The sequence below is a fragment of the Scandinavium sp. M-37 genome (assembly GCF_043558715.1).
Classification (GTDB): domain Bacteria; phylum Pseudomonadota; class Gammaproteobacteria; order Enterobacterales; family Enterobacteriaceae; genus Scandinavium; species Scandinavium vulneris_A.
Genome location: NZ_JBIGIN010000043.1, coordinates 16,798 through 36,549 on the forward strand (window position 1 = coordinate 16,798; position 19,752 = coordinate 36,549).

The following is a 19,752-nucleotide window of genomic DNA, read 5'->3' on the forward strand; positions in this document are numbered from 1 at the left end:
ACGCTCTCCTTATTCCTGCGCCGTACATTTGTTTTCCGCCTCTTCCGTCACGGGCGATAACGCTTTTTTCTTTTTGAATTTTAGTTCGCTGACCAGCACGCCCGCGATGATAAATGCCGCGCCGAGCAGGGCCAGCATCGGTAAACGCTCGCCCGCCATACGGCCAAAAATACCCGCCCACACCGGCTCACCGGTATAAATGACCGTCGCCCGGGTCGGCGACACGCTGCGCTGGGCCCAGTTCATCACCACCTGAATAATGGCGCTGAAAATGCCCAGCCCCAGCGCCACCGCCAGCAGGCCCGGTGAAAAGGACGGCACCGATTCGCCCGCAGGCACCATCATGGTGAAGGCCACCAGCGAGGCGGTCGCCAGCTGAACCACCGTCACCCGACGCACATCGACCTTCCCGGCCCAGGCGCTGATTAAAATGATTTCTGCGGCGATCGCCAGCGCGCCTGCAAGGGTGATTAACTCCCCTGCGCCCAGCGCTAATACATTGCCTTCCGGGCCGGCCAGCAGCATCAGGCCGATAAACGCCAGCGCAATGCCAATGCAGGACATTAAACCCGGCATCCGCCCCAGACACAGCCATTGCAGCAGGGGCACCAACGGAACGTACATCGCGGTAATAAAGGCGGATTTACTGCTGGATATGGACTGTAAGCCCCAGGTTTGCAGGCTGTAGCCAAACGCGATAGCCATGCCGATGACCACCCCCGCTTTCAGCTCAAGCCGGGTTAACCCGCCAAGCCGCCGCCAGGACAGCAACCCCACAGCCAAAGCCGCCGTGGCAAAACGCAGGCCAACAAAGAAGAAGGGATCGCTCAGCGTCACGGCGTATTGCACCGCGAGGAACGTGCCGCCCCAGAACATGGTTATCACAATCAGGAGCGCTTCCTGAGGTTTTATCGAAAATTGATAGCGAGACAGAAGGGACATAACACCGCCGGGATGACATTCAGCCCGTCAGTTTGCAGATTCCCACCAGGCTCTGCAACCACCAGAAATGAAAAAACCGCCGGGATAACCCGGCGGCGGGGATTGATGGGCTCAGGTCGCCACATCATACGGCGTCAGACCACTAGCTGTTACGATTGCTGCCGCGGCTGTTCTTACCCCCTTTTTTGCCCGCTTCAGAGGCGCGTTGAGGATCGTTTTTGAAGTTCCCCCCGCTGTGCTGGCCACCTTTACGACCTGCTTCTGATGCTCTATCACGGTCTTCGGCAAAGTTGCCGGAACCGCCACGATGGTTTGCCATTACGGACCTCCAATCAATTGGTCAGACATCATATTGCATTACGTGAGTGTGGAAGATTCCACTGCGCGACCTCAGGGCAACACCCTGTTCGTTGCCGCGTGGAACTAAGCTTAGTGGAACCCGCTCATTCCTCCAGCAAACGGTAATATCCTGCAACATGCCCCAGGCATAAAGGGTGAGATTGCCGCTGCGTGGTGCATAAGCGATTCTTATGACTTGCAAAAAATACCGTCAGGAAAGTGTGTCATTGTGCTACAAACCTCACGCCGTGCCACCGCTATCCTCAGGTTATCCGCTGCACAAGGTTGACCTTAGCCACTCTGTGACCAACACTTTCAGAAGTCTTGGGCTAAAACACAGTGTCATTACGGAGAATAAGGCTATGAGTGGAAACGCAAAAATTCTGGTTCTTTTCTATTCCATGTACGGACACATCGAAACAATGGCGCAAGCCGTTGCGGAAGGTGCGAACAGGGTGGATGGCGTTGATGTGACGGTGAAACGCGTGCCGGAAACCATGTCGGCGGAAGTGTTCGCCAAAGCGGGCGGGAAAACGCATACCGCCCCGGTGGCTACGCCGCAGGAGCTGGCTGATTACGATGCCATTATTATCGGCACCCCGACCCGCTTCGGCAATATGGCCGGGCAAATGCGCACCTTCCTCGATCAAACCGGCGGCCTGTGGGCCTCGGGCGCACTGTACGGCAAACTCGCCAGCGTGTTCAGTTCTACCGGCACCGGCGGCGGCCAGGAACAAACCATTACCTCCACCTGGACCACCCTTGCCCATCACGGGATGATTATTGTGCCAATTGGCTATGCCGCGCAGGAACTGTTTGACGTTTCTCAAGTCCGCGGCGGTACGCCGTATGGCGCCACCACCATTGCAGGCGGGGACGGTTCCCGTCAGCCAAGCCAGGAAGAGCTGTCAATTGCTCGCTATCAGGGTGAACACGTTGCCAATTTGGCCGTGAAATTTAAAGCGTAATCTTCTGTAAGGAGGAGTGATATGCCAACACAGGAATCCAAAGCGCATCGCGTGGGCGAATGGGCCAGCTTGCGTAATACCTCGCCGGAAATCGCGGAAGCCATTTTTGAAGTGGCGCAGTACGATGAAAAACTGGCGGAGAAAATCTGGGAGGAAGGCAGCGATGAAGTGCTGACGCGCGCCTTCGATAAAACCGATAAAGACGCGCTGTTCTGGGGCGAACAAACTATCGAACGTAAAAACGTCTAAAACAATAACTCCCCCGTCCTGCGGGGGAGTCTGCTTTTATTTCGCCGCGTTATTTAACACCGCATTGAATTTATCCACCGGACAGAAACCCTCCGCATCCACCGGGCAGCCTTTCAGTTCCAGCGTCACGCGCTGCGGCGGGGCTTGCAGGGTCAGCGCATCGGCGTTTCGCAGCTGTTTGGTGCTCTGATAGACATACTCAATTTTCATCAGTTCACGATTACCGCTGGTATCATGCCAGCGCTGGAAGACGATTTTGCCGCCAATCGGGGTACGTTCGTACTGGTCATGCAGCTGATAGGGTTTGAAATCCAGCGCCATTAACAGCGACGCGATGTTGGAGTCGTGCCCGACCAGCAGCGTGACTTTCGCCGCTTTGCTGGCATCGGTCACCAGCGTTTTATCAATGTATTTCACCAGCGGTGCAGCCACATTGCGCGCCACCTCCGGCGAGGTAAACAGGCTGTCCTGATAGCCGTTTTTCAACTCTGAGAGCACGCGCCACTGCTGATCGCTTTTGATCTCCCCCCACGCCACCTGATCGAGCGGGAACCCTTCGTAGTATTGCAGCGTGAAAGCGTCTACCAGCGAGTTACCGATTTTCAGCGGCCCGGACACGCCCGGCTCTTTCTCAAACGGCGCGCTGAAGGTGTCTTTCTCATCGCTCAGCGAACAGGCCTTTTTCTCTTTGCAGGTTGGCGAGTTCTGATAGTCGACGATCTTCTCCAGCAGCTTGTAGCTTTCGCCAAGATTCATCTTCTGCCGCTCTTCCGCCATTGCCTTCACCGCCTGCTGGCCAAACGCCGGAGAGGAATCGGTGATCACCGGGTTGAAGGTCGGGTCCATGGTGCCCATTTTTTCCTGATGATGAACCGGGACATCGCAGCCCGGGAACGCGCCGGTGATAAAGAACTGCGCCGTCGCCACGGTGCGTTGCAGGCTGTTGGCGTAGGCATACACGGCGTCAGACGGCGGACACTCCCCGGCGGTAACCATCCCCTGCTCGGCCAACCATTCGCGCATGTAATGGCCCATATACACTTCGAGCACGCCGCCTTTGGTGGTCAGCTGTCCACCTGGCACATCCCACTCTGGCCATTTGTTTGGCGTGGATTGTTCGAGCACGCTGCCGTTATTGGCGAGCGGGGCACGCAGATTGTGTCGACTCATGATTAACACCTGCTGGAGTTGATAACCCTGCGGCGCGGTTTGTGCCTGCCCCCCGAAGGACGCCAGTAAAGCCCCCATTACCACCACCGCCAGTGCGCTTTTTCTCATTCCTTGGTCCTCATGCGTTAATGAATTGCCTTAAGTGTGACAGAATTATGACAACTTACCGGGAAGCGCGCCGCAAACTGGCGATTTTATCTTCGGTTGCGGGCCGAGATGCCCTCATCCGGCAGGTCCTGTGCTACATTTTCCGCAGATGAGTCAGGGATCCCCATGAATACGTTATTCAAAAAACTCAGCACGATTAAAACGGTTTTGCCGCCCCACCGCTGTATTGGGCTGCTGACGCTGGTTATTGGCTGCGTGTTTCTCAAACCGCTGCTGCTGCACATTTACCATTTCATCCCGCAGGCGCGGGGCACCTTTACCGGCTGGAAAGATCTCATTTCGACCTTCGGTCTGCTGACGCTGCCTCAGGTGGTGCTCGGCATCGCGATGGTGCTGATGAGTATAGGTCTGTTCCTGCGTGCGCGGGTGGCGTGGTCATTTACATTGATTCTGCTGGTCGCCGTGGCGCTGTTTAACTATTTACTGCCGGGCGGCAGCCAGCATATCGGCAACTTTGCGCTGTTCGATTGCCTGTGCCTGCTGTGGTTCTGGCGCGAGTTCAGCCAGTCGAGCCTGGCGGCCGGGACGCTGTTCGCGCTGATAAGCTTTGCCTCGCTGCTGACCTACGCCCTGTGCGGCTCGCTGTATCTGGGGGAAGAGTTCCACCCGGTGATTGATGAGCTGTCGACCGCGCTCTATTTTTCGACGGTCAGTATGTCTACCGTCGGTTTTGGCGATATCGTGCCGGCCACCCCGTCGGCACGCCTGTTCACCGTCTCGATTATTATTCTGGGCATCACCGTGTTTGCCACGTCGATCAGTGCGATTATCGGTCCGGTGATTGGGGGCAACCTCAAACGTATGATTAAAGGAAGAATTTCACACGCTATGCGCAAAAATCACATGATCATTATCGGCGCGACTCCACTGGCGCTGAGCGTTTATAACGGCCTGAAAGAGCGCGGGGATACCGTGACGGTGATCGTTCCGCCCGGCGTGGCCCACGATTATCCGCCGGATACCGATCTGATTACCGATGACCCATCGTCAGACAAAACCCTGCGGGACGCGGGCGCGGATAAAGCGCGTTATATTCTGGTGCTGCGCAATGACGATTCTGATAACGCGTTTATTGTGCTGGCGGCGAAAGAAGTGGTGGGACCGGAGACCAAAATTCTGGCGCTGGTCAATTCCGATAAAAACCTGAAAAAGATTAAACGCGTTCAGCCGGATATCGTTTTCTCGCTGCAAACCCTCGCCAGCGAAATGCTGCTGCGTAAGCTCAGCGGAGAAAATATGGATACCGATAATCTGATGGAACTGCTGTTCCAGGATGGGCATTAAATAAAATGCCCGGCTGCGCTACGCTTGCCAGGCCTACCAAATCAGTAGGCTCGCGCAAGCCCAGCGCCGCCGGGCAGTTTAGAAGATTAATTATTCGGTCACGCTTTTCTTCACGTCTTCCGCACCGGCTTTGGTTTTATCCCAGGCTTTGGCGCTGCCTTCTTTGGTCGCGTTCCAGGCTTTTTCAGAGCCCTGCTTGGTTTTATCCCACGCCTTCTCGCTCCCCTCTTTGGTGCGGTTCCACGCTTTCTGGCTGTCCTGCTTGATGTTGTCGGTCGCAGAACCGTCGCTTTGCGCTTTATTCACCTGCTCCTGGGTGCGGTGCTCGGTCTTATGCAGTTTTTCTTTTGCTGTATCGGCCCCCTGATGGGCGGCCTGAACGGTGTCGTCTGTAGCATGCTGAATTTCACCCTGCGCCAGCGCGCCGGTAGTGATAAACATAAGGGACAGTGCAATTGCAGTCTTTTTCATTATCTGTATTCCTTTTTATCAGAGTCCGGCTATTACTGTATTTTTCAGCAAACGAAGCGGCAAGACGATTATTCCTGGATTGGTGACCGAGGTTTTACTTTGCCAATCACGCGCTGCGTTGAGAATAGCTTCGCGTGGTAGCGATTGGCCGGGCGATAAATGGGAGTATCTGTTCCGTACCTCCGGCGATGATTTTGGCTGATCTTAGGCCGCCAGCACGCACGCCTGGCCGGTTACCGCCAGTGAGACCTGCATCCCCACCCGCCACTGTTGCTGGCTGACGGTTTTAAGCTGCAACGGCGCAGACCACTGCGGTGATGACAGCGTCAGCGTCGACAGATAGCCGGTAAAGTCCACGTCGCTGATGGTGACCGCCTGGGAGCCGCTGTCCGGCGAAATCACGATTTGCTCAGGGCGCAGCATTACCCGCCGCTCACCCGAGAGCTGTGGATGGCTCACCGGGATCACGCCTAAATCACAATGGGCAAAACCGTTGTTGACCTGCGCGGAAAACATCAGCGCATCGCCGAGGAACAGCGCGGTGGCTTCATCCACCGGTTGCGAATACACCTCGGCGGGCGAGCCGACCTGGGTAAAGCGGCCTTCGCGGATCACCGCAATCTGGCTGGCGAACGACAGGGCTTCGTGCTGATCGTGAGTCACCAGAATTGAGGCTACGCCCGCATGGGCCAGCAGATCGGCCGTGGCTTTTCGGGTCGCGGCGCGCAGGCCGGTATCCAACGCCGAGAACGGCTCATCCAGCAGCATCAACACGGGCTCCTGTGCCAGCGCCCGGGCCAGCGCCACGCGCTGCTGTTGTCCGCCGGAGATCTCATGCGGCCAGTGATGCTGCAAACGGTTATCGAGTGATACCAACTCCATCAACTCGGCGACCCGGCGGCGGGTCTCATGCTTCGAGCCACTCAGGCCGTAAGCAATGTTGTCCCCCACTTTCATGTGCGGGAACAGCGCGCCTTCCTGGGGGACAAAACCAATCCCGCGCTGATGGGCCGGAATAAAGGTGTTCTGATCGTAAAGGGTGGTGCCCGACAGCGTGATTCGCCCGCTGTCGGGGGTTTCGAACCCGGCCAGGATGCGTAATAAGGTGGTTTTTCCGGAGCCGGACGGTCCAACAATCACCGTCCGGCTGGCGGGCAGGACCGATAAAATCAGGTTTTCCAGCACCGTTGTCTGGCCAAACTTTTTAGAAATGTTCGCTAATTCAATCATCTTACAGACCTGCCAGTTTTTGCGACTGCACGTACAGAATACCGGTTAACGGGAGAGAGATAAGGACCATCAGCAACGCATAGGGCGCGGCGGCAACGTAATCGATTTCACTGGTCAAGGCCCAGAAACCGGTCGAAAGCGTGCGGGTGCCCAGAGGCGACAGCAGCAGCGTGGCGGTGAGTTCGTTGGTAATCCCCAGGAAGACCAGCGCCGCACCTGCCGCCGCGCCCGGTGCCGCCAGCCGAAGAGTAATCGTCCCGATGGCCCGGGCCTGGGTTTTGCCTAAACTGCGGGCGACGTTTTCCAGCTCAACCGGCGCCTGGGCAATCCCGGCGCGCAGGTTAATCAACGCCCGTGGAGTGAACATCAGCAGGTACGCGAGGAACAGAGTGATTTCGGTCTGATAGATGGGCCGCATGTAGTGAATGGTCACCGTGACCAGCGCCAGGGCGACCACAATCCCGGGTAGCGAACTGGCAAAATAGTTGCAGCCTTCCAGCACCCGGAACAGCGGGCGCGGATAACGCACCGACAGCCACGCAATCGGGATGCCCGCCAGAACAATCACCAGCGCGCCTCCGGCTGCCAGCAGCAACGTCTGGCGCAGCGACAGCCAGAGATCGGCCTGAGCCCAGTTGTCTACACCGCCGAGCCACAGCCAGCGGAACAGCACCGCTAACGGCACCACCAACGCCAGGGCAATAATGCCCCCGGCAAACAGCTGGCCGAAGACGCTTTGCAGCCGGGTCAGGCGGCGGTAATGCTGTTCACGCGGGGAACCGGCCCCCACCCGGGCATAACGGGCTTTCCCGCGCGTCGCCCCTTCCAGCGCCAGGAACATCAGGCAGCATAAGGCCAGTACGCCCGCCAGCATATTGGCCGCCGGGCCGCTAAAGGTCGACTGGAACTGGTCGTAAATGGCGGTGGTGAACGTATCAAAACGGATCATCGCATACAGGCCGTATTCCGCCAGCAGATGCAGAGTCACCAACAGTGCCCCGCCCCAGATAGCCAGCCGGAGCTGTGGCAGGACTATCCGGAAGAAAATGGCCCACGGCGGCGTACCGAGCGAGGCGGCAACATCCTCTAAGGTTGGGTCGAGGCGACGCAGCACCGCGGCCACGGGCAGATAAATAAACGGATAATAGGCCAGCACCGAGAGAAACACCCCGGCGGATAAACCGTGCATCGAGGGCACGGCGCTGACCCAGGCGTAGCTTTGCACAAACGCCGGGATAGCCAGCGGGGCTACCGCCAGCATCGACCAGATACGCTTCCCGGCAAGCGAAGTCCGTTCTGTCAGCCAGGCCAGCAGCGTGCCGGTAAACACCGAAAGCGGAACAGCTATCACCACCAACAGCAGCGTGTTGCTGAGCAGCTCAGCCACACGCGGGCGGAAAATGAGTGCCTTGACGGTTTCCCAGCCGGTATCAAACCCCACCGCCACCACAAACGCTGGCGGTATCAACGACAGCATCGAGAAAAAAATTGCCAGCAACACCATCACCAACGCAGGACGGCGCTGCCCATCACGAGTCTGTACGCGTTGACACTCGGAAACGTTAACCACTGACATCAGGCACTCACCACCGCAGTATTAGAGAAGGCCAGCTTCAGTCATCAAATCAATGACTTTTTTGCTATTGAGCGATGACGGTTCAACCTTTGGTGCATCCAGGTCTTTCAGCGGAACCAGTTTAGGGTTGGACTGGGCGTCAACGCCGACCGCATATTCAAACGCGTCATTGGTACGCAGCATATCCTGGCCGGCTTTACCGGTAATCCACTTCATAAAGGCCTGAGCCTGCGGCTGATGTTTGCTGGAGGCCAGCACGCCGCCGCCGGAGATGCTGACAAACGCCCCCGGATCCTGATGTTTGAAGTAATAGAGTTGGGTATTTTTACTGTTTTCGCCGGTTTTCGCCTGGTCAACAAAACGGTAGTAGTGATAAATCACCCCGCCATCAATCTGCCCCGCGTTGACCGCTTTCATTACCGTGCTGTTACCTTTGTAGGCCACGAAGTTGGTTTTCATCGCTTTCAGCCAGTCGAGGGTCGCTTTCTCCCCTTTCAGCGCCAGCATGGCACTGACGATTGCCTGGAAATCCGCCCCGGATGGCGATGCCGCCCAGCGCCCTTTCCACTCAGGTTTGGCGAGATCCATCAGCGATTTCGGCAGTTCTGCCTCTGACAGTTTCGCCGGGTTATACACGAATACCGTGCTGCGGGCGGCAATGCCCATCCAGCGGCCATGCTCGGGACGCCAGGCCGGTGCCACCTGGCTCAGTGTGTCTTTATCCAGCGGCGCGAACAGTTTAGCGTTATCCACCAGCACCATCGCAGGGGAGTTTTCCGTCAGGAATACGTCGGCCGGAGAGGCGCTGCCTTCCTGCACCAGCTGGTTGCCCAACTCGCTGTCGCCGCCGTTGCGCAGCGTGACTTTAATGCCGGTCTCTTTGGTGAACCCGTCCACCCACGACTTAACCAGATTTTCGTGCTGGGCGTTGTACACCACGATACCGTCAGTGTTATCCGCCGCGCTGGCCAGGGGCGACACCAGCATTGATGAAGTCACAACTGCAATTGAGCAAAGCGTCGATACGCTAAATTTCATCCGTTAAACCCTCATTAAAATGAATACATCACATCAGAGTGCATAGCGGGCGGATTACAGCACAACATCATTTGAATGATAATGAAAATAGTTATCATTTTTAAACAAAGGTGAAAAATTCGGTCGAATTAGGATTTCCTGAGATAAAAATCCTCTGTTGGCAGTGGGGGTGTATCAATGATTAATAAAACCTTAGGTAAACAGTTTTGCGTTCAGAACGGACGCGAAGATATGCCTTAAAAATTTTGTTGTATGCTTTACGGTGTTACGCGAATAATCCATAAAAATGCTTCGAGGTCATAGTGAATTCACTCAAATTCGTTATGCAGTTGTTGGTATGGTGCGCGCTCTATTTTGCTCTTGGGTATATCTCACTTTTCCTCGATGACCCGGTAAGCCAGGTTTCCTTTGTCTGGTTCCCGGCAGGCCTTGCCGTGAGCGCCTTCCTGTTGACCTCGCGCCGCCGTTGGCCGTGGCTGTTTCTGGGCTTGTTTATCGTCAGGACGGGGCTGGATGTGACCCTCCGCCACTCCCTTGAAACCTCTCTCGTACACTCAGTCATCTCATTGAGCAACGACCTGGCGATTGCCTGGTGCGTACGGCATTTCACCCGCCCGCACGACAGGTTGCACAGCCTCGGGGTCTGGCTCGCGGCCACGTTACTGACCAGCGCCGTGGCCGCCACGCTGGGCGGCGGATGGGTGGTTTTGCGCCATGAAGTAGACTTCGTTCAGACGCTGTGGATTTGGTGGTCGGCCAACGTGGTGGGCACCATTTTGTTGACCTCGATTGTGATGGGCCTGTTCTGGCGGCAGGCAGCGGATATGCGGCGTCATTGGCTGACGGGCGGTGTGCTGTGGCTGTTGCTCTGCCTGAGTGCTGTATACGTTTTCCATCAGCCGATTGGCGGTCCTCAGGGTGAAGCCTTCTTGTTCAGCCTGGCCTGTATTCCCGTGATGGTGATGATAGCTATCCCGGTAGTCAGCGGGAATCAGCTGGGCGCGGCGGCGTTTCTCAGTTTTTGTATTATCGTGATTTATTATTCATGGCAGCGTAATGGCCCGCTCTTTATCCCTGGCTTAAAACCGGGTGAACCGCTTTTGCTGGCCCAGTGCTATCTGTCCGGCACCGCCCTGCTGCTGATTTTTATCTATTTCCTGAGACACTCACCCAAAACTTACCCTACTGCATCCTGGTATCTGGATCCCCGAAGCGGTCGTCTGACCTGGGATGACCGTTCACCGAATGCGCTCACCCAGCAACTGTCGACCATTCGTGACACCGATCAGTTGCTGTCGCTGATGTCGCCCGGCGATCGTCAGATCATGCGTGAACGATGGGCCCGCGTGCAGAGCGGCAGCGCCATCAAAGGGTCGTTTCGATTTTTACTTACGCTTTCTCCGACCCTCACATTGCATCTTCAGGAAACAAAACTGATTGCCTTGCAGCAGCCTGACGGCGTGGTGCTGATTGGCTACTGGGCGGGCGAATCTCAGGGCCAGGGATCGGCTCGCGTTATCAAGGGGACGTAATCCATGCTGCAGGTTGCACTGTTACTGATGGGCGTGAATTTTCTGCGAAAAGCCGCGCCGGTGCTAGCCGTGGTCGGCATCCTCTGGGGCGCTCTGGGCATCTCTATCTTCCTCGATGGGATGGAGGGTATGCGCTATTTCCCTTTTCATGTCTTTGGCATTCTGCTGCTGATTGAAAGCCTGACCACGCTGCTGTTGGCGGGCAGCGCCAAGGGGGCGCAAAAGTCAGTGTTTTATTTCAAAGGCGGCATCTTCTGCTTTATTGCGGTTCTGATTCTTTCCGGCCGGGAGAGTAGCAATCTGTTACTGGCCATTTTGTTCGGCTTCGCTTTTTTCATCACCGGACTGTTTGTGATGGCGTCCGCGTGGGTGGTGCGTTACGAAAACTGGCGGCGGGTGTTTCTCGGCGGCGCGGCGCAACTGGCGTTTGCCCTGTTCCTCTTTCTACCGTATCCCACTCACCACCACGGCACCATTTCACAGTTTCTCGGCGTGATTATGATTCTGGGCAGCATCCAGTGCCTCCGCCTGGCCAGGCGTGCCTTTCGGCTGCGTGAAGGGGCGGCCTCAGAATGGGTGGACGACGCGCCCGCCGCTGGGCCCTTAATTGTGCATGTCTGGACTCCGGAGGGATCGTCGGGAAAATCGCCCGTTCCCCGCCCGGTGATCAATCGCTACATCGCCGCGGTGGATATTGACGGGGTGATCTCGACCGGGCACGCCGCGCTGGAAATGTCACCCGATGTGTATATCAGCCTGTATCCCGCCGTCGATATCGACCGTTCGCCATCGGAGTTTTTTAACACCCTGAAAGCGATTCAGGAAAATAACGTGCCCGGTCAATTTCAACCGAGCTATCAGCAGGAGGCCGCGGCCTGGTGCGACTCCGATCGAAAAATCATCTTCCAGCATTACAACGCCAGCGCCTTACGCCGTTATTGGGAAAGTTACCGCGAGGTGAACACCTACAACCTGACGTGGCGCAACTGTTCCAGCAGCGTGGCCTATGGGCTTGAAGCGGCGCTCGAGGGCGTTCTCTCCGACGGTCGGGGATGGTTGCATTTCATCCGCTTATTTTTCATGCCGGAGCTGTGGATTGCCGCCCAATTGCGAAAGCGAGCCACCACCATGGCCTGGACTCCCGGCCTGATGCTGGATTATGCGCGGGCGTTACACGTGCTGGTTCATCCGACGCAACACTCGTGGCTGCAGCGCTGGAAGCAGCAGCTGGACAGGACAGGTTGATGGCAGCCCAGTGGTGAATAAACACAGTGTTACTGAGCTCACCTTAGAGGTGAGTTATCGCTCTTAACTAACGGTCATTCCTGACAATAAGGACACGCGAAATGATAAAAAATGCAGTGGTATGCAGCGTAGTCGTTCTCTGTACGGGCCCTGTCTGGGGGGCGGACTATCTTTCCGGCCAGCAACAACAATACATTCATGATGGTTTTTCCCTTACCACCTCGCTCGGTTATATGGGGGGAGAGTCTAAAGAATATGTTTATGACAATAATAAGCTCCTCAGTCGCCTTGACTGGAAAATCAAGAATTCGGCGATCCTCAAAATGGAGGCGAATTACGATCTCCTTCCGTGGTTAAGCGTTAACGCGGCAGGCTGGACGTCGCTGGCCTCCGGTTCCGGTCATTTAAATGATTTTGACTGGCAGGATCCTAACTCTTCGTCGAAAACCGACAGTTCCTCCAGTCGGGCCATTTTGAATGAAGCCAATCAATACGATCTGAGCCTCCGGGGATGGATACTCAATAACGAAACGTACAAGGCTGGCGTCATTGCTGGTTATCAGGAAAGTCGTTTTAGCATGACCGGCAAAGGGGGGACTTATGACTATGCCGGAACCGATGCCAACGGTCAGTACGATCCCAACCTCCCTCGCGAACACGGCTCCTTCCCGCCGAATCAATCCGTTATCGGCTACAAACAAACCTATCGTGCCCCTTATATCGGTCTTATCGGTAAATACGCCATCAATGATTTTGAATTTAATGCACTGCTGAAATACAGCCATTGGGTGGATGCCAAAGATAACGATAACCATTATTTAACCGGGGCAACCAGCGCGACGAATACCCACAATGCAGAACTGTGGGCGGGTCAAATTAACGCTGGATACTGGGTGACATCCCAGGCAAAAGTCTTTACCGAGGCCGACTATACCTATTATCCCAACAAAAAAGGAAAGATTGAACAATGGGATAGCGATGGTTATCAGTCAGCGTCCAGTGGGGGTGGCATTCAGAACAGGAACTGGACCATTACCGCGGGGCTACAGTATTTATGGTAAACAAGTGAAGGCCTCAGATGTTATTTAATAAGCGGATATTAGCCGTCATCTTTTCGGTGACGGTATTCAGCTTGACCTACGGCCTCAGCTCGCCCTTACTGGCCTTTAAACTGACCCACGCAGGGATGAGCGAAAGCCTGGTGGGCGTTAATGCCGCGATGCATGCCGCCGGGGTATTCGCCATCGCTCCCTTTTTGCCCGCGTTATTCCGGCGATTTGCCCCCGCGACCTTAATGCTGGCCTCGCTCGGGGCTATCGCCGTTATTTTCATCCTGTACGGCATAGTGGGACTGCCATTCTGGTTTCTGTTAAGAATGGGCCTCGGCCTGTTCAGTGAAATCATCATGGTCCAAACCGAGACCTGGCTGAATGGCAACACGGTCGAACGCGCCAGAGGCAAAGTGCTGGCCCTGTATACCGCAGGCATGTCGCTCGGGTTCGCCACCGGGCCGTTGATTCTCGCCTGGACCGGCAGCGATGGAAATCTGGCGTTTTATGCCGCCGCCCTACTGACGGCTATCGCCGTGGTACTGGTCATCACCTTCGGGATGCCGCGCGTGGAGGTTGAAGAGGACGCCCCGGACGGCTTTCTCCGCAGCCTGAAATTGGCCGCGCTACCGATTATGGCAACGGTGCTCAATGCGGCGGTCGAAATGCTCGGCATGAATTTCCTCTCCCTCTACGCCATTAAACTGGGCTGGAATGAATCTGCCTCGGCATTGTTGATTTCAGTGCTGATGTTTGGCGCGATTGCGTTGCAGCTGCCGATTGGCTGGCTGGCCGATAAGGTCAACAGGCTGGCGTTGATGCGCATCCTGGCCTTTATCGCCGCGGGGCTGGCCTTTATCTGGCCGACAATCCTCGCCGTCCATTGGCTGTCGTACGTGATGCTGTTTATCTGGGGAGGCATTTTTGTCGGGATTTACACCGTGGCGATCACCTGGGTAGGTGAGCGTTTCCAGGGCGGCCAACTGGCAGGGATTTATGCCGCCATGTCTGTCGCCTGGGGCGCAGGCGCATTAGCGGGCCCGCTGCTGGGCGGCGTTGCGATGCAATATTCGTTACACGGCCTGCCGTGGCTGACCGGGGCGATGTGTTTGGTTTTTGCGGTAATCAGTTTAAGACCGGCGTTCAGGACGCTTAACTGAGTACTGGGGGTGTTTTAGAACGCGCCCAAAGCAATAAGGGGTTACCTTTCGGTAACCCCTTATCTAATTTGGCGGAAGCGTAGAGATTCGAACTCTAGAACCCTTTCGGGTCGCCGGTTTTCAAGACCGGTGCCTTCAACCGCTCGGCCACGCTTCCTAAGTGGGACGCACTATAAACACCCCCGAACTTTCTGTAAACCCCTCTTTTGTTCGTTTGCCTGAAAAACAGTCAAATCGGTGTTATTTGGCTGAAATAACAACATATTGAGCAGTTATTCAGCACACTTTTCTACATTAAAGCCTTTAATGCTTTTTGATGTACATGTCTTTGGTGTAGTAGTAGCCGAGCTTATCAGGGGTAAATCCGCCCACCCACGGCTTCACGAGGTGTGTGCGCACGTAGTGATAGACCGGAATCGCCGGAACATCCTGACCCAACAAGTCTTCGGCCTGCTGATAGAACCTGCCGCGCTCGGCGGTATCTTTGGCTTTCGCCGCGTTGTGCAGTGCGTCATCGTAGGCTGGATTGCTGTATTTAGAGGTGTTCTCGCTGTCGCCGGTGCGGAAGTTATTCAGGAATGTCGCGGCATCATCGTAATCGGCGATCCACGCATAGCGCACCGCATCGAAATTACCGGTGTGCATGGTGTCGAGCATGGTCTTCCATTCCTGGTTTTGCAGTTTCGCCTCAACGCCGAGGTTTTTCTTCCACATCGAACTGACGGCAATCGCGATTCGCTGGTGCGATTCAGAGGTGTTGTACAGCAGGTTGAACGACAGCGGATGGTTTTCCCCAAACCCGGCTTCGGCAAGCAGCTTTTTGGCCTCGGCAATGCGTTTTTCCTGCGGCCAGCTGGCGTAATCCGGGCCGTGCAGCGTGACGCCACCAATCTCAGGCTGGCTGATGAGCCACGCGGGACGCTGCCCCTGCCCTAATACTTTATTGGCGATGATGTCTTTATCTAACGCCATGTTCAGCGCCCGACGCACGCGCGCATCGTTGAACGGTGCTTTAGTGGTGTTGAACTGGTAATAGTAGGTGGCAAGCTGCGGCGAAACGTCGACCTGATCGCCCATGGTTTTCTTGAGCATGGCAAACTGGTTAATCGGCAAGGTATAGACGATGTCAATTTCACCAGCCTTGTAGCGGTTCACGTCGGCAGCCTCGGAGTGAATCGGCAGGTAGGTCACTTTATTAATGACCGTATGCGCATCGTCCCAATATTTGGCATTACGTACCGCAATAATCCGCTCGTTCACTACCCACTGCGAAAGCTTATACGCCCCGCTGCTGACGAAATGTTCCGGCAGCGTCCATTTATCACCAAAGCGATTGACTAGCACCTGGTCGACCGGCACCAGCGACGGGTGCGCCAGCATCGCGAGGAACGCCGCATTCGGCTGCGTGAGCGTGACCTGTAGGGTGTTGTCATCCAGCGCTTTCACGCCCAACGTATCCGGGGTCTTTTTCCCAAGCGCAATGTCGGCGGCATTTACGATATGCATGTTGCCCGGATAACTGGCGTAAGGCGATGCGGTTTTTGGCGAGACCAGACGCTGCCAGCTCCAGACAATATCCTGCGCGGTGATGGCCGTACCGTCTGACCAGGTAATGCCAGGGCGCAGATGGAAAGTCCAGACGGTGTTGTCTTTATTCTCCCATTTCGCAGCCAGACGCGGCTCTATACTGCCGTCCGGTTTAACCGCCACCAGCCCGTCAAACAGGTCGCTGATGATGTTGAACTCGACATCGCTTTCCACCTTATGCGGGTCGAGCGAGGCCGGTTCATTGCCGTTATTTCTGACCAGTTCCTGTTTGTCTGCCAGCGGTGTTCCCTCCGGAACCTGAGCCGCCCAGGCTAGTGATGCACTACCGATCAGCCCGACGGCGAGTAATGCCCGCGTAATGTGATTGCATTTTTGTGGGTTCATATCCATTGCCTTATTGATTTCATTATTGATGACACCGCCTTCAGTGTTAGCGGTGGTTTTATAAGAACGCAATATTTTTCAGTGACCTATAAGATGTCGATCTGACTAATCCACGAAAAGCAACGAAGATGCTGCCACGAATTTTATCGTCGATATAATCGTCTGTTTATGAAGGGGAACGAGTCGGTAAAGATGGGTAAAAGCACTAGAGCTTTGGACTTTGTTTCCATATTCTCAGTAGTTATTACACCTGTCATCAATAATAGAGAGTGACTATGGATCGCATTATTACCTCATCGCGTGACCGTACATCGCTACTGAGCACGCACAAAGTTCTGCGCAATACCTATTTTCTGCTCAGCCTGACGCTGGCATTTTCGGCAATCACCGCCACGGCCAGTACCGTGCTTATGCTGCCATCGCCGGGGTTGATCCTGACGCTGGTGGGTATGTACGGCCTGATGTTCCTGACCTATAAACTGGCGGATAAACCCACCGGTATCCTGGCGGCGTTCGCCTTCACCGGCTTCCTGGGTTATATCCTGGGGCCAATGCTGAACGCCTATCTGTCTGCCGGAATGGGCGACCTGATTGGCCTGGCGCTGGGCGGTACCGCGCTGGTGTTCTTTGCCTGTTCCGCCTACGTGCTAACTACCCGCAAAGATATGTCTTTCCTCGGCGGGATGCTGATGGCGGGCGTTATCGTGGTGCTGGTCGGAATGGTGGCGAACATCTTCCTGCAGATGCCTGCGCTGCATCTGGCGATTAGCGCGGTGTTCATTCTGATCTCTTCCGGCGCCATCCTGTTTGAGACCAGCAATATCATTCGCGGCGGTGAAACCAACTACATCCGCGCCACCGTTAGCCTGTACGTATCGCTGTACAACATCTTTGTCAGCCTGCTGAGCATCCTCGGCTTCGCCAACAAAAACTAACGCTAACCGTGCTTCATCCCAGGCCCCGCTTATGCGGGGCTTTGTTTTTTGCTACACTGCGGCGGTTTCTGATAACGGCTATGAATGAATATGTTGAACTTTGAAGGCAAAGAAATAGAGACCGATAACGACGGTTATCTGAAAGAGAGCAGCCAGTGGAGCGAAGGCCTGGCAGAAGTGATTGCCGAGAAAGAAGCGATAACTCTCTCTCCTGAACACTGGGAAGTGGTGCGCTTTGTGCGAGACTTCTATCTCGAATTCAACACTTCACCTGCCATCCGTATGCTGGTTAAAGCGATGGCTAATAAATTCGGCGAAGAGAAAGGCAACAGCCGCTACCTGTATCGCCTGTTTCCGAAGGGCCCGGCCAAGCAAGCCACCAAAATTGCAGGCCTGCCTAAACCGGTGAAGTGCATTTAATAGCGGATGCCGAAATCGGTCCAGGTTTTCCCGGGCTGGTGCGGTTCAGTCAGAACCTTATCCACCCGGGCACTACGTGGTCCACCGGCTTTTAACCACCCCACCAGCTGTTCCACTTTGTCCGCCTCACCGCACGCCAGCACTTCCACACTGCCATCATCGAGATTACGCGCGTATCCGGTTAAGCCGAGCTTTAACGCCTCGCGCTGCGTGCTGTAGCGGAAGCCTACGCCCTGCACCATGCCGTGAACCCATGCGATTGTGCACACCTGTGCCATGACTGTTCCCCCGTTATCCATTGCATTTCCCCGCTGACGTGGGAAAATGGCGCCCATTTTCTTTGAATCAACAGAATAGCAAATTATGAGCGTACGTTTAGTGTTAGCCAAAGGCCGCGAAAAATCCTTACTTCGCCGCCATCCCTGGATCTTCTCAGGCGCGGTGGCGCGGATGGAAGGTAAAGCCTCTCTCGGTGAAACGATTGATATTGTTGATCATCAGGGTAAATGGTTGGCCCGCGGAGCGTACTCTCCGTCTTCGCAAATTCGTGCGCGCGTCTGGACGTTCGACCAGAACGAAGCCATTGATATTGCGTTCTTTGAACGTCGTTTGCAGAAGGCACAAATCTGGCGCGACTGGCTGGCGAAGAAAGACGGCCTTGATAGCTACCGTCTAATTGCCGGCGAATCCGATGGCCTGCCGGGCGTGACGATTGACCGCTTCGGCAATTTCCTGGTGCTGCAATTGCTGAGCGCGGGCGCTGAATACCAGCGTGCGGCGCTGATTAGCGCCCTGCAAACGCTGTTCCCGGAATGTGCCATTTACGATCGCAGCGATGTGGCGGTGCGCAAGAAAGAAGGGATGGAACTGACTCAGGGTCCAGTGACCGGCGAAATCCCACCGGCCCTGCTGCCAATTGAAGAACATGGCATGAAGCTGCTGGTTGATATCCAGGGCGGTCACAAAACCGGTTACTATCTGGACCAGCGTGACAGCCGTCTGGCGACCCGTCGCTACGTGGCCGACAAGCGCGTGCTCAACTGTTTCTCCTATACCGGCGGTTTCGCGGTGTCTGCCCTGATGGGCGGCTGTCGCCAGGTTATCAGCGTGGATACGTCTCAGGAAGCGCTGGACGTGGCGAAGCAAAACGTTGAACTCAATAAACTTGATCTCAATAAAGCCGATTTCGTGCGCGATGACGTCTTTAAACTGCTGCGTAAATACCGCGATGAAGGCGAGAAGTTCGACGTCATCGTGATGGACCCGCCAAAGTTCGTCGAAAACAAGAACCAGCTGATGGGCGCTTGCCGTGGTTATAAGGACATCAATATGCTGGCTATCCAGTTGCTCAACCCGGGCGGCGTGCTGATGACGTACTCTTGCTCAGGCCTGATGACCACCGATTTATTTCAGAAAATCATCGCCGATGCCGCAATTGATGCCGGGCGTGATGTACAATTTATAGAGCAGTTCCGTCAGGCAGCCGATCACCCGGTGATCGCCACCTACCCGGAAGGCCTGTATCTGAAAGGGTTTGCCTGTCGCGTCATGTAAGTTGAAAAGTGAAACATTGCCCACATATCCCCTGTAAGTAATGTTTCCCGGGAGGTGACTATGATGATTGCCAGCAAATTCGGTATCGGCCAGCAGGTCCGCCATTCGCTGTTAGGGTATCTTGGTGTGATTGTCGATATCGACCCGGAATATTCCCTCGACGATACCTCGGATGATGAGGTCGCGGTGAACGACGAACTGCGCGCCTCGCCGTGGTATCACGTGGTAATGGAAGATGACGACGGTGAACCCGTCCATACTTATCTCGCAGAAGCTCAGCTGAAAAGCGAAGCCTTTGACGAGCATCCGGAACAGCCCTCGATGGACGAACTGGCGCAGTCCATTCGCCAACAGCTTCAGGCTCCTCGCCTGCGCAACTAGTAAAAACCCCGCTGATGCGTAATGCTTGTCAGTTAAGCTTTTGAAGAAGGCCGCAACGGGTAACGTTGTGGCCTCTTTTTTACGGCTCTCGGGTAATGCCGGGCTCTTC

General features: G+C 55.5%; 20 protein-coding genes and 1 tRNA gene. 11 read left to right on the forward strand and 10 right to left on the reverse strand.

The genetic code is table 11. From position 1 onward, the window contains the following. Nucleotides 1–9 precede the first annotated feature (9 nt). Together ACG0Z5_RS21365 and ACG0Z5_RS21370 are read right to left on the reverse strand one after the other, a co-directional pair. Nucleotides 10–942 (reverse strand): DMT family transporter, encoded by a 933-nt coding sequence (locus ACG0Z5_RS21365; RefSeq protein WP_394450977.1) that lies wholly within the window; start codon nucleotides 940–942, stop codon nucleotides 10–12. 142 nt (nucleotides 943–1,084) lie between these two features. Further along, entirely contained in the window at nucleotides 1,085–1,261 is a 177-nt protein-coding gene (locus ACG0Z5_RS21370; RefSeq protein WP_394450978.1) for a general stress protein, read from the reverse strand. A gap of 382 nt (nucleotides 1,262–1,643) precedes the next feature. Here ACG0Z5_RS21370 and wrbA point away from each other — a divergent pair, with 382 nt between their 5' ends. Next, nucleotides 1,644–2,249, forward strand: a complete 606-nt coding sequence (gene wrbA / locus ACG0Z5_RS21375) for an NAD(P)H:quinone oxidoreductase (RefSeq protein ID WP_319629899.1) — start codon at nucleotides 1,644–1,646, stop codon at nucleotides 2,247–2,249. A 21-nt stretch (nucleotides 2,250–2,270) separates the two neighbouring features. Next, the gene (locus tag ACG0Z5_RS21380) at nucleotides 2,271–2,498 is read left to right on the forward strand and encodes a YccJ family protein (RefSeq protein ID WP_394450979.1); all 228 of its coding nucleotides are present in this window, start codon (nucleotides 2,271–2,273) and stop codon (nucleotides 2,496–2,498) included. Between the two features lie 36 nt (nucleotides 2,499–2,534). Here the strand turns inward: ACG0Z5_RS21380 and agp are convergent, their stop codons facing one another. Next, complete coding sequence (gene agp, locus ACG0Z5_RS21385; protein WP_394450980.1) at nucleotides 2,535–3,776, reverse strand: bifunctional glucose-1-phosphatase/inositol phosphatase; 1,242 nt, start codon at nucleotides 3,774–3,776, stop codon at nucleotides 2,535–2,537. A 165-nt stretch (nucleotides 3,777–3,941) separates the two neighbouring features. Between agp and kch the strand changes: the two genes are divergently transcribed. Beyond that, nucleotides 3,942–5,120, forward strand: a complete 1,179-nt coding sequence (kch, locus tag ACG0Z5_RS21390; RefSeq protein WP_394450981.1) for a voltage-gated potassium channel protein — start codon at nucleotides 3,942–3,944, stop codon at nucleotides 5,118–5,120. 90 nt (nucleotides 5,121–5,210) lie between these two features. Here kch and ACG0Z5_RS21395 read toward each other — a convergent pair whose 3' ends face one another. The 4 genes from ACG0Z5_RS21395 to ACG0Z5_RS21410 form a co-directional block, all read right to left on the reverse strand. Further along, nucleotides 5,211–5,591 (reverse strand): hypothetical protein, encoded by a 381-nt coding sequence (locus ACG0Z5_RS21395; protein WP_394450982.1) that lies wholly within the window; start codon nucleotides 5,589–5,591, stop codon nucleotides 5,211–5,213. A gap of 204 nt (nucleotides 5,592–5,795) precedes the next feature. Then, the gene (locus ACG0Z5_RS21400; protein ID WP_394450983.1) at nucleotides 5,796–6,821 is read right to left on the reverse strand and encodes an ABC transporter ATP-binding protein; all 1,026 of its coding nucleotides are present in this window, start codon (nucleotides 6,819–6,821) and stop codon (nucleotides 5,796–5,798) included. 1 nt (nucleotide 6,822) lies between these two features. Continuing rightward, nucleotides 6,823–8,325, reverse strand: a complete 1,503-nt coding sequence (locus tag ACG0Z5_RS21405; protein ID WP_394451001.1) for an ABC transporter permease — start codon at nucleotides 8,323–8,325, stop codon at nucleotides 6,823–6,825. Nucleotides 8,326–8,418: 93 nt separating this feature from the next. Beyond that, nucleotides 8,419–9,435, reverse strand: a complete 1,017-nt coding sequence (locus tag ACG0Z5_RS21410) for an iron ABC transporter substrate-binding protein (RefSeq protein WP_394450984.1) — start codon at nucleotides 9,433–9,435, stop codon at nucleotides 8,419–8,421. Between the two features lie 302 nt (nucleotides 9,436–9,737). Between ACG0Z5_RS21410 and ACG0Z5_RS21415 the strand changes: the two genes are divergently transcribed. The 4 genes from ACG0Z5_RS21415 (at nucleotide 9,738) to ACG0Z5_RS21430 (ending at nucleotide 14,421) form a co-directional block, all read left to right on the forward strand. Then, complete coding sequence (locus ACG0Z5_RS21415) at nucleotides 9,738–10,967, forward strand: MASE1 domain-containing protein (protein WP_394450985.1); 1,230 nt, start codon at nucleotides 9,738–9,740, stop codon at nucleotides 10,965–10,967. Nucleotides 10,968–10,970: 3 nt separating this feature from the next. Further along, nucleotides 10,971–12,212, forward strand: coding sequence for an HdeD family acid-resistance protein (locus ACG0Z5_RS21420; RefSeq protein WP_394450987.1), 1,242 nt, complete (start codon nucleotides 10,971–10,973; stop codon nucleotides 12,210–12,212). Between the two features lie 101 nt (nucleotides 12,213–12,313). Beyond that, entirely contained in the window at nucleotides 12,314–13,273 is a 960-nt protein-coding gene (locus ACG0Z5_RS21425; protein ID WP_394450989.1) for an omptin family outer membrane protease, read from the forward strand. A 17-nt stretch (nucleotides 13,274–13,290) separates the two neighbouring features. Beyond that, nucleotides 13,291–14,421 (forward strand): MFS transporter, encoded by a 1,131-nt coding sequence (locus ACG0Z5_RS21430; protein WP_394450991.1) that lies wholly within the window; start codon nucleotides 13,291–13,293, stop codon nucleotides 14,419–14,421. A gap of 69 nt (nucleotides 14,422–14,490) precedes the next feature. On the opposite strand, the gene ACG0Z5_RS21435 is transcribed toward ACG0Z5_RS21430, so the two are convergent. Next, nucleotides 14,491–14,578, reverse strand: a tRNA-Ser gene (locus ACG0Z5_RS21435). Between the two features lie 146 nt (nucleotides 14,579–14,724). Further along, on the reverse strand, nucleotides 14,725–16,353 hold the full coding sequence (locus ACG0Z5_RS21440) for an ABC transporter substrate-binding protein (protein WP_394450993.1): 1,629 nt from the start codon (nucleotides 16,351–16,353) through the stop codon (nucleotides 14,725–14,727). A gap of 275 nt (nucleotides 16,354–16,628) precedes the next feature. Here ACG0Z5_RS21440 and yccA point away from each other — a divergent pair, with 275 nt between their 5' ends. Further along, a complete protein-coding gene (gene yccA / locus ACG0Z5_RS21445; RefSeq protein WP_394450995.1) occupies nucleotides 16,629–17,288 on the forward strand; it encodes an FtsH protease modulator YccA in 660 nt (219 codons plus the stop codon). 90 nt (nucleotides 17,289–17,378) lie between these two features. Next, nucleotides 17,379–17,708 (forward strand): sulfurtransferase TusE, encoded by a 330-nt coding sequence (tusE, locus tag ACG0Z5_RS21450; RefSeq protein ID WP_394451002.1) that lies wholly within the window; start codon nucleotides 17,379–17,381, stop codon nucleotides 17,706–17,708. On the opposite strand, the gene yccX is transcribed toward tusE, so the two are convergent. Beyond that, the gene (gene yccX, locus ACG0Z5_RS21455; protein ID WP_319629878.1) at nucleotides 17,705–17,986 is read right to left on the reverse strand and encodes an acylphosphatase; all 282 of its coding nucleotides are present in this window, start codon (nucleotides 17,984–17,986) and stop codon (nucleotides 17,705–17,707) included. The genes tusE and yccX overlap by 4 nt on opposite strands. A gap of 85 nt (nucleotides 17,987–18,071) precedes the next feature. On the opposite strand from yccX, the gene rlmI reads away from it, so the two are divergent. Together rlmI and hspQ are read left to right on the forward strand one after the other, a co-directional pair. After that, nucleotides 18,072–19,262: a 23S rRNA (cytosine(1962)-C(5))-methyltransferase RlmI gene (gene rlmI / locus ACG0Z5_RS21460; protein ID WP_394450996.1), complete on the forward strand. Its 1,191-nt coding sequence runs from the start codon at nucleotides 18,072–18,074 to the stop codon at nucleotides 19,260–19,262. A gap of 63 nt (nucleotides 19,263–19,325) precedes the next feature. After that, nucleotides 19,326–19,643 carry a heat shock protein HspQ gene (hspQ, locus tag ACG0Z5_RS21465; protein ID WP_394451004.1) on the forward strand — a complete coding sequence of 106 codons (318 nt, stop codon included), beginning with the start codon at nucleotides 19,326–19,328 and terminating at the stop codon, nucleotides 19,641–19,643. Nucleotides 19,644–19,752 lie beyond the last annotated feature (109 nt).

Coding starts and splice junctions, on each gene's coding strand:
- wrbA (WP_319629899.1), top strand. CDS start 1,644: ATGAGTGGAAACGCAAAAATTCTGGTTCTTTTCTATTCCATGTACGGA.
- ACG0Z5_RS21440 (WP_394450993.1), bottom strand. CDS start 16,353: ATGAACCCACAAAAATGCAATCACATTACGCGGGCATTACTCGCCGTC.
- ACG0Z5_RS21395 (WP_394450982.1), bottom strand. CDS start 5,591: ATGAAAAAGACTGCAATTGCACTGTCCCTTATGTTTATCACTACCGGC.
- ACG0Z5_RS21430 (WP_394450991.1), top strand. CDS start 13,291: ATGTTATTTAATAAGCGGATATTAGCCGTCATCTTTTCGGTGACGGTA.
- rlmI (WP_394450996.1), top strand. CDS start 18,072: ATGAGCGTACGTTTAGTGTTAGCCAAAGGCCGCGAAAAATCCTTACTT.
- kch (WP_394450981.1), top strand. CDS start 3,942: ATGAATACGTTATTCAAAAAACTCAGCACGATTAAAACGGTTTTGCCG.
- ACG0Z5_RS21405 (WP_394451001.1), bottom strand. CDS start 8,325: ATGGTGTTGCTGGCAATTTTTTTCTCGATGCTGTCGTTGATACCGCCA.
- agp (WP_394450980.1), bottom strand. CDS start 3,776: ATGAGAAAAAGCGCACTGGCGGTGGTGGTAATGGGGGCTTTACTGGCG.
- ACG0Z5_RS21400 (WP_394450983.1), bottom strand. CDS start 6,821: ATGATTGAATTAGCGAACATTTCTAAAAAGTTTGGCCAGACAACGGTG.
- hspQ (WP_394451004.1), top strand. CDS start 19,326: ATGATTGCCAGCAAATTCGGTATCGGCCAGCAGGTCCGCCATTCGCTG.
- ACG0Z5_RS21420 (WP_394450987.1), top strand. CDS start 10,971: ATGCTGCAGGTTGCACTGTTACTGATGGGCGTGAATTTTCTGCGAAAA.
- yccX (WP_319629878.1), bottom strand. CDS start 17,986: ATGGCACAGGTGTGCACAATCGCATGGGTTCACGGCATGGTGCAGGGC.
- ACG0Z5_RS21380 (WP_394450979.1), top strand. CDS start 2,271: ATGCCAACACAGGAATCCAAAGCGCATCGCGTGGGCGAATGGGCCAGC.
- ACG0Z5_RS21410 (WP_394450984.1), bottom strand. CDS start 9,435: ATGAAATTTAGCGTATCGACGCTTTGCTCAATTGCAGTTGTGACTTCA.
- tusE (WP_394451002.1), top strand. CDS start 17,379: ATGTTGAACTTTGAAGGCAAAGAAATAGAGACCGATAACGACGGTTAT.
- yccA (WP_394450995.1), top strand. CDS start 16,629: ATGGATCGCATTATTACCTCATCGCGTGACCGTACATCGCTACTGAGC.
- ACG0Z5_RS21425 (WP_394450989.1), top strand. CDS start 12,314: ATGATAAAAAATGCAGTGGTATGCAGCGTAGTCGTTCTCTGTACGGGC.
- ACG0Z5_RS21370 (WP_394450978.1), bottom strand. CDS start 1,261: ATGGCAAACCATCGTGGCGGTTCCGGCAACTTTGCCGAAGACCGTGAT.
- ACG0Z5_RS21365 (WP_394450977.1), bottom strand. CDS start 942: ATGTCCCTTCTGTCTCGCTATCAATTTTCGATAAAACCTCAGGAAGCG.